Source organism: Paenarthrobacter sp. C1, from assembly GCF_049315185.1.
In the GTDB taxonomy this organism is placed as follows: domain Bacteria; phylum Actinomycetota; class Actinomycetes; order Actinomycetales; family Micrococcaceae; genus Arthrobacter; species Arthrobacter nicotinovorans.
In genome coordinates this window covers 106,629-121,697 of the sequence record NZ_CP186053.1, presented here as the reverse complement: position 1 = coordinate 121,697, position 15,069 = coordinate 106,629, and the positions used below count along the sequence as shown (strand labels likewise).

Below are 15,069 nucleotides of genomic sequence, written 5' to 3'. Positions count from 1 at the left end.
CTAATCGATCAGGATGTGGCTGCGGACTTCGTCGAGACTGGTCAGGCCTGCGCGGACCTTGAGCAGGCCGTCATCCTGGAGGGTGAGCATGCCGTTCTCCCGCGCGGCGTCAGCGAGGACCCGGTTGGGGACGTCTTCGGTGATGAGGTCCCGGATGTGGCGCGGGAAGGTCATCAGCTCATGGATGGGGAGGCGGCCTTTGTACCCGGTGCCTCCGCATTCCGCGCAGCCGCCGGGCCCGTACCAGATGGAGGCGCCGGTTTCCGGATCCACGGCGCGCAGATCCTCGTCGGTGAGCTTGAAGTCCAGGATCATGTCGCGGCTGGGCGGGGTGACCACTTTGCATTTGCAGAGCCGCCGCGGCAGCCGCTGGGCGCAGACGGCACGCATTGTGTCGGCCAGCACGGAGGGACGCAGACCCATCTCCCGCAGACGCAGCACAGCACCGGGGGCGTCGTTGGTGTGCAGAGTGGAAAGGACCATGTGCCCGGTATTGGCGGCCGTCACTGCGGTGTGGGCGATGGCGTCTTTGTTGATTTCACCCACGAACAGCACCGAAGCAGCGGACCGGAGCACGGTCTCCATGCCGCCGTCCCAGGTCAGACCTTGGCCTTCGTTGATGGGGACCTGCGTCATGCCCGACGGGAGCTTCATTTCGACGGGGTTTTCCAGAGAGACGATTTTCCGTCCTTGGCCCATGAGCGCGTCCAGGGAGGCGTAGTGCAGCGAGGTCTTGCCCGAGCCCATTGGGCCCACGGCCAGGCAGATGCCGTTGGGCTGATTGATGGAGCGCCGCCATCGGGCGCCTGTGTCGTCGGAGAACCCGATCCGGTCCAGCGTCCAGGCCTCCGAGGCGCCCATGCGCAGCGTGATCGATTCGCCCCACACCGCAGGCAGGACCGCAACGCGGATGTCATAGGACTTGCCGTTGTATTCGTGGCTGATCGCCCCGTCCTGGTTGACGAGTTCGCTGGAACTGAGCCGGGCCCGGGTTTTGATCAGACCGGCAAGCCGGGGCGCGAGCTCTTTGGGCTGGTCGGGCTCGTTGCGGAGCTTTCCGTCGACGCTGTAGCGGACGGTCAGGTGAGTGGACGCCGGCTCCAGATGGATGTCGGAGGCGCCGGCTTCGAGGGCACCCTCGATGATGGCGTCCAGTGTGTTGACGATGTTGCCTTCGTCCCCGGCGACGACGAGCAGTGGCCGGGTAGATTTGGCGGCCTCGGTGCTGACGTCCTTGGCGGCGAGCTTGCCGATCTGCTGCGCCTCGATGGACGTCGAGTAGAACCGCCCCACAGCACGGGTGAGTTCGTTGGTGGAGGAGTACACGGCAGTGATGTTCTTGCCGGTCTTGGACTGCAGCTGCTTGGTGACATTGACATCGAACGGGTTGACGCAGGCCACGGTCAGGTCGTCGCCATCCAACGCGACCGGGACAACGTTGAGCCGGCGGGCCAGCTGGAACTCGATCAGGCCAATGATGTCCTCAGGGATCATGGTGTCGTCCCCGAGCGGCATGTACGTCCAGCCCTTCAGGAACGCGAAGGCCTCGCAGGTCTGCCGGTGACTGATCCTGCCCTGGGCCTTGAGGAAGGCCAGCACATTCTGGCCTTGTGCGACAGCCTGTTTTTCGGCGGCGGCAAACTCCTCGGCAGTCAGGATCTCCTGCTGCAAAAAGTGCATTTCAAGCCTGCTGGTGGCAAGGGTGCTCATGATCGGGTGGCGTTCCTGACTGGTTGAGGTGTCACTGCAAAACATGCGTAGACCGGGGCGCAATGGCCGTCCTGACTGTGTCTACGCATGTTCCCGGGTGAAGAGTCCTGAACGATTTCGACAAGGAAGCAGGAGATCTGCGTTGACCGAAAAAGTCATTGGCATCGACTTCGGGTCCACCGGCCTGAAATTCGCCGAAGTGAGCATCGAGAAGGGTGCCGTCACGGTGGTCAAGCAGGCGTACATGCCGCTGGATCCCGGCGTCATCAGCGCCGGCGGCGTCAAGCCCGAGAACGTGGAGCTGGTCGCCTCCGAGCTGAAGGAGTTCCTGGCAGCCAACAAGTTCACGTCCAAGGATGCCGTCATGGGCATCAACTCGGCGGCGGACGTCTACGTGAACAGGGCCGTCACCCCGTGGCACGAGCCCAAGAACTATCAGACCGCTGTCGGTTTCGACATCATCGCCGACGAGTCGCTGCTCACCGGAGCTCCCGCCGAGGTCATCATCGACGCTGTCGTCTTTGACGAGTTCACAGACGCGAACGAGGCCCGCAAAATCGACGCCCTCCTCATCGGCGTTGGCCAGAAGCTGGTCGAAACGCAGCTTGAGATCCTGCAAAAAGCCGGACTCAACGCAGCCGGCGCCGACCTGGCCGGGATGGCGTCACTGCGGGCAAGTTGGGTGGCCAGCCGCGCTCCTGGCATGCTCGATGTTCTCGTCGACATCGGCCACGACGTAACGTCGGTGATGATCCATGAAGGCGGCAAGCCGTATGCGCTGACCCTGCACCGCGGAGCTGCCGGTGGCGACCTGGACAAGCTCATCGCTGCCGCATTGCAGGACGACGCGCACGACCGGATCGTGAAGGAGAAGGTCTCCTTCAACCGCGACTACCGGGTCCAGCAGGCCATGGACCAGTATGCGTTCAAGCTCACCTCCACCATTCAGGGTGCGGTCGACACCTACCAGCGAAGCCGTCCGGAGCTGGCCATCCCACCGGCCGGGCTGACCCTGATCGGCGGGGGCTCGCTGGTGCACAACCTGCCTGCGACCCTGCAGGAAGCAACCGGATGGCGGACCATGACCGGGCGCTATGCGATCGACATTGCCGGCGAACCGGAACGGCACCACCTCGGTCCGATCCTCAGCACTGACTACATGGCCGCTGTCGGCCTGGCGATGGGAGCAACAGCCTGATGGCCACAATCACCACCGAACCGAAGCCGGGCAAAGCACGGAAGCCAAAGCCGGAACCCCGGCCCAAGGCCCCGCGCGAACCGAAACCACCCAAGACTCCGAAGGCTGCGGTCGTCAAGACGCCGCCGGCGCCGGTATGGTCCTCCGCCGTCAAACCGTCCCTGGTCCTGCTGCCGGTCAAGGCAAGGGGGCTGAAGGCGCGCCGGAAAGCGGTCCGCCAGTCTTTGTTCATGGGCCTTGGAATGTTGGGTCTCACCGCCGCCGGCTACCTTGTCGTCCTCGCCGGGGTCGCCGGGGCGCAGAACGAGGTGAACAAGGAATCTGCGATCACGACAGCGGCCAGCGACTACCTCGCCCAGCACCGTGACGTCCAGGACTACGCGAACGGCTTCGTTGAACGGAAGGCAGCTGCTTCGGACGTACTCCGGGATGACGTGTCCTACTCCAAGGTCGTTCAGGCCATCCAGCGGGCCAACACCGTTGGAGCCGTCTTCACTTCAGTCAAGACTGTCGCACCGGGAACTCAGTGCATGTCGTCCAGCCCGTTTGCCACGTCCTCGTCCCTGGGCTGCCTGGATGTAGCCGGTAAAGCGCCAAGCGTCGCGGCGGTGTCCCAGCTGGTGGCTGCCCTGAACCAGGACAAGACGATGCTCACGGAGCCGTACCTGACCGAGTCGACGTCCGAGGGCGCCGGTGTTGAGTTCAAGCTCACCGTCGGCCACACCGGGCAGGCGCTGTCCGGGAAGGGCGACAAGTTCAAGCCGTCGCCGGAGGAGATGTCCTCCCTCGATTCGGCAACCGACACAACGACACCGGCCGTGGCCGTGCAGGGAGAATCCAAGTGAACGGCGCCACCTCCAAAAACATCGGTCCTTACATCGTGGCGGGAGTCGTATCGGCTTTCCTGATCGTGATCGCCTACATGATGTTCTTCGTCCCCAAGATGGCGGAGTCCACGAAGCTGGTCTCCCAGGCCGCTACCGCGCACGCCAACAATGTTGCCCTGACCGCGAAGGTGGACAAGCTCAAGGGGGTCGCCGAGAACCTTGACCCGCTCAAGGCGCAGATCAGTGAGTTCTCCAAGTCGTTTCCCTCGGCCGCCCGGCAGCAGGAGATGATCGATGCGATCAACGACGCCGCAGGTTCCACCGGTGTCACTCTGAAGACGCTGAGCCCGAGCGTTCCGGCGCCGAAGGCCGCTGAAACCAAGGCAGCCCCTGCCACCCCGGCCACGCCGGCGGCCAACCAGGCGAAGCAGGCGGAAACGGATCTGCCCGGCCCCGCGCCGGTGCCGACGGCGACCGAGGCCGTGGTGGATTCCGCGACCGCCCAGCTGGGCAGCGTGTCGCTGAAGATTGACGGGGAAGGCTCCCTCGAAGCGGTCCAGGCGTTCATCGTCAAGGTTGAAAACCTGAAGCGGCCGCTGCTGGTGCACGAGCTGCAGATCGAAAAGCTCGAAAACAGCTACCACGTCACCCTCAACGGGGAAACGTTCCTGGCGGCCCCGCTGGTCGAACCGCAGGCCGCTGGCTCGAGTGACGGATCCCAGCCGGAAACCTCCTCCGTGGCCAAATAAACGAAGCCGGGTCCCGAATAATGTTCGGGCCCGGCTTCAAAACTGGTTACACGTCAACTTGCGTTCCGTCAAATCTCTCACGTAGCTTGTCGATTAAGAGTTATTCGCTATTGACGATGAAGGATTTGACCATGAACAGCATCACCAAGGGTTTCGGGGTACTGACACTGACCGCTGCCATCGCGTTCGGCGCATCGGCCTGCTCCACGAACACCCCGGCCGCGGCACCGAGCCCGAGCGTTGATTCGACCCAGCTCACCGGCGCAAAGGCAGCCGAGGCCATCAAGGGCTTCGTCGCCGCCGGCACCTCCGATGAGGTCGCCAAGGCTGTTGCCGACAAGGCCACCGCGGAGACGTTTGCCCCTGCCGTGAAGTTCCTGGACAAGGACACCCCTACCGAGACGGTGCAGAACACTGTGTCCGATTTCGTGCTGGTGAAGATGGCCGACCCGAAGGCTGCCGTCTCCGTGGACGTTGATGAGTCGAAGGTTGTCGTTGACGGTCAGAAGGCTACGGTTCCGGTGGATGCTGTGACGGTCAAGGCCGGCGGCGCCAAGGTTGCCAACAGCGATGCTTTGGCTGACTCGGTGAACGATCTGGTGTTCCGTGACGGCGCCTGGGTAATCACGTTCCCGGCTTCCGCTTCGGCCTCTCCGAGCCCTGCTCCGAGCGAGTCTGCCAAGTAGTCCACAGCGTCTCCTTTTCCGGTCTCCGTCACACTTCTAATGTGTGCGGCATCGGCTTTTCCACTACCCGATCCGGGGTGTATCTGCTGATTTTCCATGCCGTTTCTCACCTCCATAATGTGTGCGGAATCCGCCGTCTCTTTCACCGCTGACACCGGTCCTGAGGCGGCGGTTTTCGTGGTGGTTTCGTGCTCTTTATGTGTGCGGCAGGCCCGCCCGGCCTCCACGCCCGTCGGCCCAAAATCAACGCATGTTCCCTGATATGAAGAGGACTTCTCCCATGATCGTTTCCGTCCGACGTGCCCTGCGCAAAGCCGGCCGTGCAGCGCGCCGAAACGCCCCGGCAGCCGTTGCCGTCTGTGTCCTGGCAGCCCTTCTGGGCGGCACCCTGGCCGGCGCCCTCGCTCCGTAGGTGCGGCTGCCCCCGGTGCCCGGCAGGCCTCTGCCCGCGGCGTCTACGCATGTTTGCAGGTAGATGACCGCCCGTGGCCCGAGGCCGCGGGGAACGACCACCTCAGGAGCCACCTTGACGACCACCGCGGTAGCACCAGCCAAGAAGAACCAGACGTTCGCGTTCCGGGCCGAGGGCGCCGACGGCAAGCCAAAGTCCGGCACCGCCGTCGCCACCACGCGCGAAGCGGCAATCGCCAAGCTCGCGGCGAACCCCGACTACACGTCCATTCTTTCGGTCCGACAGACTGGAACAGCAGTGGTCGGGAAGAAATCACGGCCCAAGGCGCGCGCCATGGTCGCCGCCAGCCGGCAGCTGGCGATGTACCTCGAGGTCGGTTACGACGAACGGGCCGCCATCACCGAAATCCTCGATGACGGGGAGATCGGCGACGTCGTTCTGGCCCACGGCTTGACCCAGGTGCTCAAGGACATGAGCTCCGAGGGCGTCAAGATGCATGAGGCGATGGCCAAGCACCCATACATTTTCCCGGAACTGATGACCAAGACCTTAGCTGCCGGCGACAAGGGTGGCTTCGTGGCCCAAGCTGCCAACCAGGTCGCCAATGACCTGGAGAGCGAAGACGAACAGCGCGCCAAGGTCAAAAAAGCACTGACCTATCCGATGGTCGTCCTGGCCCTCAGCTCGGCGATCTTCGTGTTCCTGATGATGTACGTCGTGCCCAAGTTTGGCGCCATGTACAAGGACCTGAGCCACGGCAAGGCTTCACTGCCGTTTCTGACCCAGGCGGTCATGGCTGTCTCTGCCCAAATGGCATGGGCGGTTCCGCTGCTGGCGGTCCTGGGCGTCATCGGCACCATCTGGTACCGACGCAACTCCAAGGACGCCAAGGTGCGCGGGTTCGTGGATCCGTTCAAGCTCAAGCTGCCTGTCTTCGGCAAGCTGTTCCGGGACATTGCACTGACCAAGTTCTGCCGCATCATGGCATCCCTGGCCGAGAACAACGTCCACATCACCGATGCCCTGGCCATCACCGCCGGCTCGGTCGGCAACATCGTCATGGAGCAGGCCGTGCTGAAGGCACGCGACGGCAAGCTCAAGGGCCAGTCCATCATGGAGCCACTTCGCCAGGAGCCGCTGTTCCCGAAGATGCTGCTCAAGTTCCTGGCCTTGGGCGAGGACACCGGCGAGACCGCCAAGTCCCTGCGGGCCGTCGGCAAGCTGTACGAACGCGACGTCGACCACACGACCAACAACATGGAAGCCTACGTCCAACCGATCTTCCTTATCGGGATCGCCGGCATGGTGCTGATCATCGCCCTTGCCATCTACCTCCCGTACTTCAGCCTCGGAGACGTCATCGCTCCCTACTAGAAGGCAGGGCCCGAACGGCGCGGACCTCCGGTGACCCGTCGCGCGGTATCTACGCATGTTTCCTGGTGACGGGTATTTCAGCCCGAGAAGACATCCGGGCGCCCGTGACGAAGCCCGGTTTCGAGAAAGGCACTACTTTGGGGAATTTCGCCCGACTCCTGGACCCTCATGAGGCACGCACCCGGAACACACCGGCAGACCGCACCAGCGGACGGAAGCGCCGCGACGCGGGCTTCTCCCTGATCGAAATCATGGCCGGCATGGCCATCATCGCCATCCTGGCGCTGGCGATTCTGCCGCAGTTCGCCAAGTACTTCGAACGCGCGGCGGTGCAGAACCTCTCCGCCGAAGTTTCAAACGCAGCCCTCACGGTCGAATCCGATTACTCCCTGACCGGCAAAGCCAAGTACGTTGCGGCCAACGTGACTGCCTCGGTCGCTTCCGTCAACAAGAGCCCGGAGTCTGCCCTCACTGGCACCGTCGATGCCACCGGCTTCGGCTACACCATCAAGGGCACCAACACCGCGGTGACGAACTACTGCGTCAAGTACGTGAGCCAGGGCGCGACCGCCGGTTTGAAAGTCGACTCAAAAGCGGCCAACCCTACCTGCTCCTAGCGGGTCCGGGCAGCTCCTGCGGGGACGCCTCAAATATCTACGCATGTTCCTGTGTGTAGGCACTATGCAGACACCCCTCGCCACCCGGGCAAGCCCTCCGGCCCCCGACTTGAGAAAGGCTCCACCTTGAGCAACATCGCACTCGTCCTGGATCCGCAGGAGGCCCGCGCCCGGATCGCCAGCAAGGAACCGCCCAAGCGCAAGCGCCGTGATGCCGGTTTCTCGCTGATCGAAATAATGGCCGGCATGGCCATCATCGCCATCCTGGCACTGGCGATCCTTCCGCAGTTCTCCAAGTACTTCGAACGCGCGGCGGTGCAGAACCTCTCCGCAGAGGTTTCCAACGCTGCCCTGACCGTTGACTCAGACTACTCCCTGACCGGCAAGGCAAAGTACGTTGCCGCGAACGTGACCGCCTCGGTCGCTTCCGCCAACAAGAGCCCGGAGACGACCCTCACCGGCGCTGTCGATGCCACCGGCTTTGGCTACACCATCTCCGGGACCAACACCGCGGTAACCAACTACTGCGTGAAGTACACCAGCCAGGGTGCAGCTGCCGGCCTGCAGGTAACCCCGAAGGGTGCGACGGCCTGCCCGTAGCGGCACCTAAACGGAAGCGGCCGGGGCCTTCCTTGGCTTCGGACGCTTCCGGCAGGCGAAGTCCTGCCTCACCCCAACACAGCTCCAGTTCCAGCGGAAAGGTCCCCATGTCGGCGTACGAACCCTCCACGGACAGCGCATTGCCCGAGGCCGTCGCCGGCATGGGGTCAGCCCTGCTGAAGACACTTCCCTCACGCCGGTGGGTGCACGACCGTGCAGCCACCACATGGGGCGACATTGAGGCTTTCGAATCCACCGACGCAAACCTTCCCGCTCCCCGTCCCGTTGACTTCGCGGAGATGACAGTTTGAGCGCCCACGCCCCGGCACGGCGCCTCCTGGAACGGTTCCTGAAGCAGGACAAGGGCTCCATCATCCTTGAAGGCGTCGTCAGCCTCGGAATCATTTCCGTGCTCACCCTCGGCTACACCAGCGTCACCAGCCAGGCCACGGTCACCCAGCGCACCGCTGTGAACGAGACAATCGCTGTGCAGGCAGCCCAGGACGCGTTGGAAAAGGCCAAGGCCACCACCTGGGACAAGCTCGGCACCAACGCCGCCCCCGCCGTGACACTTCCCTCCGGCGTCCCTGCCGTCACCGGCGGAGTCCTGGCCTCCACCGCTGACCCCGTCGTGGTCCGCGGACTGCCCGTCACCGTCAAGACCGCCGTCGGCTGGCAAAAGAAGCCCACCGGCGTTTCCGATTACGGGACCAAACTGGTCATGGTCGAAGTTTCCTGGCAGGACGTGGCAGGGGACCCCTCCACAACCCATAAGAAGCCGCAGCAGATCCTTATCACCCCCGGCATCGGCGAGTCCGTCCCGGACGGCATCCGCGGCTCAGTCGAGGTCGCCCCCACAGCGCCGCCAACACCGACTCCCACGCCGACACCCACCCCTACACCGACGCCCACACCGGTGCCTGTGCCGACGTCCTTCTACGCCGACGTGCCCCTCACAGACCCCTTCTACGACGAGATGTACTGGATGCACACGGCGGGAATCCACAGCGGCTGGGTCGAGGTCAACGGGGACTATACCTACCGGCCGACGAACACCACCGGGCGGGACGCCATGTCCGCCTACGTGTACCGGCTGATCGGGTCCCCGGCCTGGTCCGACCCGTCTAAATCGCCGTTCACTGACGTGGCTACGTCGAACACCTACTTCACCGAGATCACCTACCTTGACGCCAAGGGCATCCTGCCCTGGGACGGCGCTACGCTCAGCCCCGGCACGCAGGTCACCCGCAAGGACCTTGCCATCATGCTCTACCGGCTGGCTGGCCGCCCGGCCTACACGGCGCCTGCGACGTCACCGTTCTCCGATGTCGCCACCACGGACTCGGACTATCTCGAACTGGCGTGGGCAGCATCCAACAACGTCATCCGGAGCTACCCGGGTGGCCAATTCCAGCCCGGCACAGCGCTGAGCCGGGGCTCGATGGCTGTCTACTTCAGTGACTACTCGAAGAAGTTCGGCCAGAAGCCTCCGGCGGCTGTGACCGACATCGACAAGAAGTACGACGCGGTCAACGGCCCGAAAATCCTGGGGACCCCGACCACTGCAGAGGTCAGCGGCCTGATCAACGGCGGAAAGTACCGCTGCTACGCACTGGGCTGCATCCTTTGGTCTCCGAACACAGGAGCCACTCTGTCCATGACGGGGCCAATCCGGGACGAATGGGCCTCTCTGGGTTACGAAACCGGGTTCCTGGGTTACCCGACCAACGATGGTGTAGCTGGTCTAACCAACGGCGGTGCCTCACAGGACTTCGAAAACGGTGCCATTCTTTGGTCCGCCGCGACAGGTGCACATGCCTCCAACGGCTCGATTCGCGCCAGCTGGCTGGCCTATGGAGCCGAGAAGGGCTGGCTGGGCTACCCGACCACGGACGAAATCCCCATCAAAAACGGCGGCAGGAAGCAGAACTACCAAGGCGGCTACATCTACTGGGTGTACAACCTCGGTTCCCACATTGTGATGGGTGCCATCGGCCAGGCATGGATAGCCCAAGGCGCCGAGAACGGCAGATACGGCTACCCAATTTCCAGCGAGTACGTCTGGAACGGGATGCAACGACAGGACTTTGAGAGCGGGTACATCACATGGACCTCCAGCGGCGGGGCGGTGCTGCACTGATGCGCGGCTGGATATTTGACCGTTTCGAAGACGCACGCCGGCGGGGCGTCCGCGATAAGGGATTCATCCTGGTCTCCACCATCATGCTGTTCGTGCTGGTGGCCGGCACCGTGTACTGGCTGATCTCCGCCACCGACCGGACGATCAAGAGCTCCGTGCAGACCTCCGACTTCGTCCAGTCCGGACAGCTGGCAGACCTGGCCATCCAGGATGCCCTGTACCAGCTCAACGAGGTCCAGCCGGCCCTCCTGCCCACCTCGGCCGCACCGCGGACCGGGGGTACCTCCAACGACGGCAGCTGGTCCTGGTACGCGGAACCAGTGACTATGGGATCGGGTGGCAAGTCCGCGGTTCTGCACGCCACCGGCACATTCCGTGGCGCGACCCGCAAGGTCCAGGCCACTGCCCAGGGCGCCAGGGTCGGCGGCTTCAAGGTGGAGGCGGACAAGTCCATCACGTACCAGGTGGCACCGTCCACAGCGTTCACCCACACCCTGATGGGCAAATCCGTCACGGCGACGAACGGCATCGGGTCAGCCAATCCGTTCATCACCGGCTCGATCGGGCTGCTGGGCAGCACCCTGGACGTCAAGGCGGCGACGGGAACGACCTCGAAGGTAGCGGCGAGCTTCTACCAGTACGGACCCGCAGCAACGTCCCTCTCCGTCCGGGAGCCGTCCGGGCCCCGGCCGGACTGGCCCTTGACCCCAACTTCATCACGGACAACATGGCCACCTGCGGCGGCGCCACGCCGGAAGACTGGAAGGCATCCCATAACGGCGGGGTACTGACCGCCGGCGGCAACGTCGGCTGCTACGCATCCATGGACTTCGATGTGCCGACCGTCATCCAGGGCAACGGATCGTTCAACGCCTACGTCTCCGGCGGTGTCACGATCCGGCAGAACATCAGCGCCACTACCGGCACCGGCCTGAACATCTATACCAACGGCAACGTCACCTTCCCGACCGAGGAGGCCTCCAGCAGCTCCCTCGTGGTCCGCAACGTCTACGCCTACGCGCCCAAGGGCCTGTGCACCACAACCACCGCGGCACCGGGCGGCTTCAGGTCGCTGACCAAGAGCCTGAACTTCTCCGGCTCCCTGGCATGCATGACCGTCCGGGTCGCCGGGCAATTCCGCCAGGGCGACAACACCGACGCCAGCTATCCGGACCGCAAAGGCCCGATCGGACCGACCGGGGACAGCATCTTCGACAACACCGTCTGGTACCTCGCCAACTACCAGCAGCCCGCCGGAACCCGGTCGCCCTAGACGGACGGCATGACTCGTGCGACGGAAAACAATTTGGCCGCACACAGGAAAGGTATGGCCTTGAAAACTCTGATTGACCGGTACAAGAAGCGCCGCCGTGATGCGGGAGCCGGGCTCGTCGACGCCGTCGTCGGCGTCGGGCTTGCCGCCATCATCGTTGGCGGACCGATCCTGTACTTCACCACCATGAACAACGCCGCGGCCGGCAACGCCTCCACCCAGGAGCAGAACACGGCCATCTCCGAGGCACTGGACCGCGCCGTGGCGAACATCCAGGCATCGGACACCATCAAGTACGCCGCACCGAACGAGCTCGTGACCGCTTCCACCGAGGTGGAGGCGGGCAAAGCCGACAACCCCGTCATCACCCGCTGGGTCGTCAACAGCGGCAAGCTGTACCAGCAGGTCTGGTCAGGCGACGCCGGAGTGGCAGCCTACGACCGCAGCAGCCTGCCCACGGCCGCAGCCGGCACAGCCAACCTGGACACCCGCGTATCCGTGGAGAACCTGCAGCTGGATGGCGACCTGTTCACCTACACCGACAGGGACGGGGCCATTCTCGACGTCAAGGCCCCCAAGGCGGCCCTGACCGAGAACGCCCGCACCAACCCCGCTGACGGCAAGAAGACGTACGACATCGCGCTCGTCAACATCGACCTCAAGGCCGGCACTACCTCCAACGGGGGCAAGACCGGTGTCGTGGAGAACAAGACCTCCGCCGCGCCGCGCAGCGTCTCCGGCAAGGCCGACACCGCAGCCCCCTCGGCTGCCTGCGCCGCCGTGCGGGTGGACACCAACGCCGCCGGAAAGCCGGTCATCACCTGGTCCACACTGCCCGGCTACACGTCCTACGCCGTGTTCCGCAACGCCACCCAGGTAGGCACAGTGACTGCTGCTGCCTCGGACGCGCAGAAGTCCTTCACCGACGCAACCGTCACCCCGGGCCCGGTCGAGGTCATCAACTACCGGGTCCAGCCCCGCAACGCCGACGGCACCCTGGGCGCCAACGCCTGCACCCCGAAGCCCTGGTCTCCTCAGATCGCCGCACCAGCCTTCAAGAACTCCACCGTCCTGCCCTCCGCCGATGAGGCACACGAATGGACCGACGGAACCGACGGCGCTCTTGGGCTCAAGAAGCCGCGGATCACCCTCAAGTGGGATGCCGTTCCAGGCGCTTCCAGCTACGACCTGAAATACCGCGAGCTTGATCCGGTCTCCGGCAACCCGCTCACGACCGCGTTCAACTCGGCTGCCGCCGGTCTGCCCGCTGCAACCACGACCTTCACCTGGGACGAAGGCGGCTGGGGAGCTAGGTATGAATGGTTCATCAAAGCCAACGCCGGAGCAGGCCAGGGGCAGTCGGCCGACTCCGCCCACATCACGACGCTCACGCACCCTGCGGCACCGCAGAACGTAAACGTCACCCCGCAGTACGGCACGGGTTCTGACCGGTTGACCAAGGGCATCAACGTCATCACCTGGAGCGCATCACCGACGGCTATCGAGTATGACATCTGGCGGTACAACAGTGGCAGCGCCGGGGCAGTCACCAAGCTTGGGACAGTTCCGGCGTCCTCGCCGCTGACGTACAGGGACATCGTCCCTTACGGCACGACCTGGACCTACTACGTGGCTGCCGTCAATGACGGTCCGCGCGGTACCGCCAGCGGCAAAGCCTCCAGCGCCAACCCCGAGGCAGGAGTAACCGCGGCGACAGGCACGATGCCCACGGTTACGTACCAGGAGCCTGCCACTGGGGTGGTTACGTCCACCGCGGTCTACCGCGGAGGCGCGCTGGCGGCCGTTCGTGCCGCCATCAGCCAGCCGAACGTCAAGCCTGCCCCTCGGCCGGTGACTCAGCTGCAGTTCCCTCCGATCCCTTCAATCAGCACAGTCTCCGCTGCCGCTGGACAGACCAGGGACCTCGACGGCGCGAACCAGGTTGTCTGGGCACCGACCCTCTCCGCTACCGGTTACCTGCCGGCCCGCGTCACACCCATGACCAGCGCAGTCACCTGCCTTGCCGGCGACTGCCAGGCAGGCACCGGCGGTTTGACGAAGACATCACTGACGGATCCCGCGGCCAAGGGCACCCAGTTCGACTACTACGTCAAGGCGGTCAACCCGACAGGCGTAAGCGTCGATTTCTCGGCAAAGGTCAGGCTCACCCAGCGACCGGCCACCCCGGTCCTGAAAACCACCAAGGCACCGGACCTGAGCACCTCGGGTGCGACATTCGCTTCAACCGCTGACGCAGACGGCGGCAACGATCGCGCGAACAAGTTCTGCACCTCCGCGACCTGCAAGTACGTGCTGTCCCGGAACGGCACTCCAGTCTCAACCTTGGACCAGCCAGCAGCCGGCAGCGGATCACCGCTGACCTGGACAACCTCATCCAACCCCGAGGGCGAAACAGTGACTTTCTCTGCCCGGGCCAAGAATGAGGCCGTCACCAATGGCGGGTACAGCGACGTGGCCACCACCACGGTCAACACCTACCCAGGTGACTTCGGCGTAAACCAGTGGCTGGGGACTCCACCGGCAAGGGCCGGGAGCGCTTCATGGCAAACCTGACCAGCACAGACGTCGCCGGCTCAAGCTCATCCGTTGGCACGCCGGGTCAGACGACCGTCGGTTGGGGCGCTTCGGCCGGAGCAGTGTCCATCACGACCACCCGCAGGGCGGTCGCCAACGACACGGTGACGTCCGATCCTTCGCTGGGATTGCCCATGGCCGCCGACGATGACCCCAAAGTGTTTTCCGGCGGCGGTTCAGGCACGCAGTCCGGCAAGGCTGCCCCGGGGGCGACCTACAACTACACCGTGGTCGCCAAGGGAAAGAACGGGCTGACCCGAAGCCGCACAACCGCCAACCTGATCACACCGGCTGATCTGCCTCACCACGCCATCGTCCAGATCACTTGCTCCTACAACACCCCGAGCAACCAGCAAACGGCGCGGTGGGACTGGCCGGACCACTACGTTGGTGCTCGCATGATCGACCTGAACCACGCGCCCCTCTATGGCGCCTGGGCCGGAACTTCCATCTGGGGGCTGCAGCTGGATAAGGGGGCAGCCAACTTCGCGAACACCAGCGGCACGTGGCTGACACCGAGTGACGGCAACCCGAACGTCAACGCCGGGGCCGGCCACCCCTACTACTACGGTGTGACCTCCGGATTCGACATCCAGAACGCCGGGGCCAACGGCGGCCCGCCTTCGGCCCGGTTGAGGCTCACGCTGAGCGCCTACGCGACCTTCGACAGTGGCTGCGGGCCATACCACGGCACCTGGGACCAGCTGACCGAACCCACGTACCCGTGCTACGGCTACGTGCCCGGCCAGGCGTGCCAGGCCGTCAACAACAACAACCGACCACAGTGGAGAACCAAGTGAAGCCCCTCCGTAAAGACAGCCGCCGCAAGCCGGTCCACTACAGGACCGCTGCGGCCGCCGCCGCGGTCCTGGGCCTGTCGGCCTTGAC

General features: G+C 64.4%; 15 protein-coding genes. 14 read left to right on the top strand and 1 reads right to left on the bottom strand.

What is annotated here, in order from left to right:
- Entirely contained in the window at nucleotides 1-1,710 is a 1,710-nt protein-coding gene (locus tag ACNAOU_RS22945; protein ID WP_193593874.1) for a GspE/PulE family protein, read from the bottom strand.
- 142 nt (nucleotides 1,711-1,852) lie between these two features.
- On the opposite strand from ACNAOU_RS22945, the gene pilM reads away from it, so the two are divergent.
- From pilM to ACNAOU_RS22875, 14 genes are all read left to right on the top strand, one after another.
- Nucleotides 1,853-2,908 carry a pilus assembly protein PilM gene (gene pilM, locus ACNAOU_RS22940; protein ID WP_193593875.1) on the top strand — a complete coding sequence of 352 codons (1,056 nt, stop codon included), beginning with the start codon at nucleotides 1,853-1,855 and terminating at the stop codon, nucleotides 2,906-2,908.
- On the top strand, nucleotides 2,908-3,753 hold the full coding sequence (locus ACNAOU_RS22935; RefSeq protein ID WP_193593876.1) for a hypothetical protein: 846 nt from the start codon (nucleotides 2,908-2,910) through the stop codon (nucleotides 3,751-3,753). The genes pilM and ACNAOU_RS22935 overlap by 1 nt, the downstream gene beginning before the upstream one ends.
- A complete protein-coding gene (locus ACNAOU_RS22930) occupies nucleotides 3,750-4,484 on the top strand; it encodes a hypothetical protein (protein ID WP_193593877.1) in 735 nt (244 codons plus the stop codon). The genes ACNAOU_RS22935 and ACNAOU_RS22930 overlap by 4 nt, the downstream gene beginning before the upstream one ends.
- Before the next feature lie 131 nt (nucleotides 4,485-4,615).
- Complete coding sequence (locus ACNAOU_RS22925; protein ID WP_193593878.1) at nucleotides 4,616-5,170, top strand: hypothetical protein; 555 nt, start codon at nucleotides 4,616-4,618, stop codon at nucleotides 5,168-5,170.
- A gap of 280 nt (nucleotides 5,171-5,450) precedes the next feature.
- Complete coding sequence (locus ACNAOU_RS22920) at nucleotides 5,451-5,582, top strand: hypothetical protein (protein ID WP_255527685.1); 132 nt, start codon at nucleotides 5,451-5,453, stop codon at nucleotides 5,580-5,582.
- A 114-nt stretch (nucleotides 5,583-5,696) separates the two neighbouring features.
- Nucleotides 5,697-6,956, top strand: a complete 1,260-nt coding sequence (locus ACNAOU_RS22915) for a type II secretion system F family protein (protein WP_193593879.1) — start codon at nucleotides 5,697-5,699, stop codon at nucleotides 6,954-6,956.
- 137 nt (nucleotides 6,957-7,093) lie between these two features.
- Nucleotides 7,094-7,573 (top strand): prepilin-type N-terminal cleavage/methylation domain-containing protein, encoded by a 480-nt coding sequence (locus ACNAOU_RS22910; protein WP_193593880.1) that lies wholly within the window; start codon nucleotides 7,094-7,096, stop codon nucleotides 7,571-7,573.
- 126 nt (nucleotides 7,574-7,699) lie between these two features.
- Complete coding sequence (locus ACNAOU_RS22905) at nucleotides 7,700-8,173, top strand: prepilin-type N-terminal cleavage/methylation domain-containing protein (RefSeq protein ID WP_193593881.1); 474 nt, start codon at nucleotides 7,700-7,702, stop codon at nucleotides 8,171-8,173.
- Nucleotides 8,174-8,280: 107 nt separating this feature from the next.
- Entirely contained in the window at nucleotides 8,281-8,484 is a 204-nt protein-coding gene (locus tag ACNAOU_RS22900; RefSeq protein ID WP_193593882.1) for a hypothetical protein, read from the top strand.
- Nucleotides 8,481-10,313 (top strand): S-layer homology domain-containing protein, encoded by a 1,833-nt coding sequence (locus ACNAOU_RS22895; protein ID WP_193593883.1) that lies wholly within the window; start codon nucleotides 8,481-8,483, stop codon nucleotides 10,311-10,313. Before ACNAOU_RS22900 ends, ACNAOU_RS22895 begins: the two co-directional genes overlap by 4 nt.
- Nucleotides 10,280-11,104, top strand: coding sequence for a hypothetical protein (locus tag ACNAOU_RS22890; protein WP_422758827.1), 825 nt, complete (start codon nucleotides 10,280-10,282; stop codon nucleotides 11,102-11,104). The genes ACNAOU_RS22895 and ACNAOU_RS22890 overlap by 34 nt, the downstream gene beginning before the upstream one ends.
- The gene (locus ACNAOU_RS22885; RefSeq protein WP_422758826.1) at nucleotides 11,041-11,586 is read left to right on the top strand and encodes a hypothetical protein; all 546 of its coding nucleotides are present in this window, start codon (nucleotides 11,041-11,043) and stop codon (nucleotides 11,584-11,586) included. The genes ACNAOU_RS22890 and ACNAOU_RS22885 overlap by 64 nt, the downstream gene beginning before the upstream one ends.
- A 54-nt stretch (nucleotides 11,587-11,640) precedes the next feature.
- Nucleotides 11,641-14,160, top strand: coding sequence for a fibronectin type III (locus ACNAOU_RS22880; protein WP_422758825.1), 2,520 nt, complete (start codon nucleotides 11,641-11,643; stop codon nucleotides 14,158-14,160).
- Entirely contained in the window at nucleotides 14,148-14,981 is an 834-nt protein-coding gene (locus ACNAOU_RS22875; RefSeq protein ID WP_422758824.1) for a hypothetical protein, read from the top strand. Before ACNAOU_RS22880 ends, ACNAOU_RS22875 begins: the two co-directional genes overlap by 13 nt.
- Nucleotides 14,982-15,069: the final 88 nt, after the last annotated feature.

Bases quoted from the DNA above. Each gene is read 5' to 3' on its own strand.
- ACNAOU_RS22900 (WP_193593882.1), top strand. From the start codon at position 8,281: ATGTCGGCGTACGAACCCTCCACGGACAGCGCATTGCCCGAGGCCGTC.
- ACNAOU_RS22890 (WP_422758827.1), top strand. From the start codon at position 10,280: ATGGACCTCCAGCGGCGGGGCGGTGCTGCACTGATGCGCGGCTGGATA.
- ACNAOU_RS22875 (WP_422758824.1), top strand. From the start codon at position 14,148: ATGGCAAACCTGACCAGCACAGACGTCGCCGGCTCAAGCTCATCCGTT.
- ACNAOU_RS22945 (WP_193593874.1), bottom strand. From the start codon at position 1,710: ATGAGCACCCTTGCCACCAGCAGGCTTGAAATGCACTTTTTGCAGCAG.
- ACNAOU_RS22885 (WP_422758826.1), top strand. From the start codon at position 11,041: ATGGCCACCTGCGGCGGCGCCACGCCGGAAGACTGGAAGGCATCCCAT.
- ACNAOU_RS22880 (WP_422758825.1), top strand. From the start codon at position 11,641: ATGGCCTTGAAAACTCTGATTGACCGGTACAAGAAGCGCCGCCGTGAT.
- ACNAOU_RS22935 (WP_193593876.1), top strand. From the start codon at position 2,908: ATGGCCACAATCACCACCGAACCGAAGCCGGGCAAAGCACGGAAGCCA.
- ACNAOU_RS22920 (WP_255527685.1), top strand. From the start codon at position 5,451: ATGATCGTTTCCGTCCGACGTGCCCTGCGCAAAGCCGGCCGTGCAGCG.
- ACNAOU_RS22925 (WP_193593878.1), top strand. From the start codon at position 4,616: ATGAACAGCATCACCAAGGGTTTCGGGGTACTGACACTGACCGCTGCC.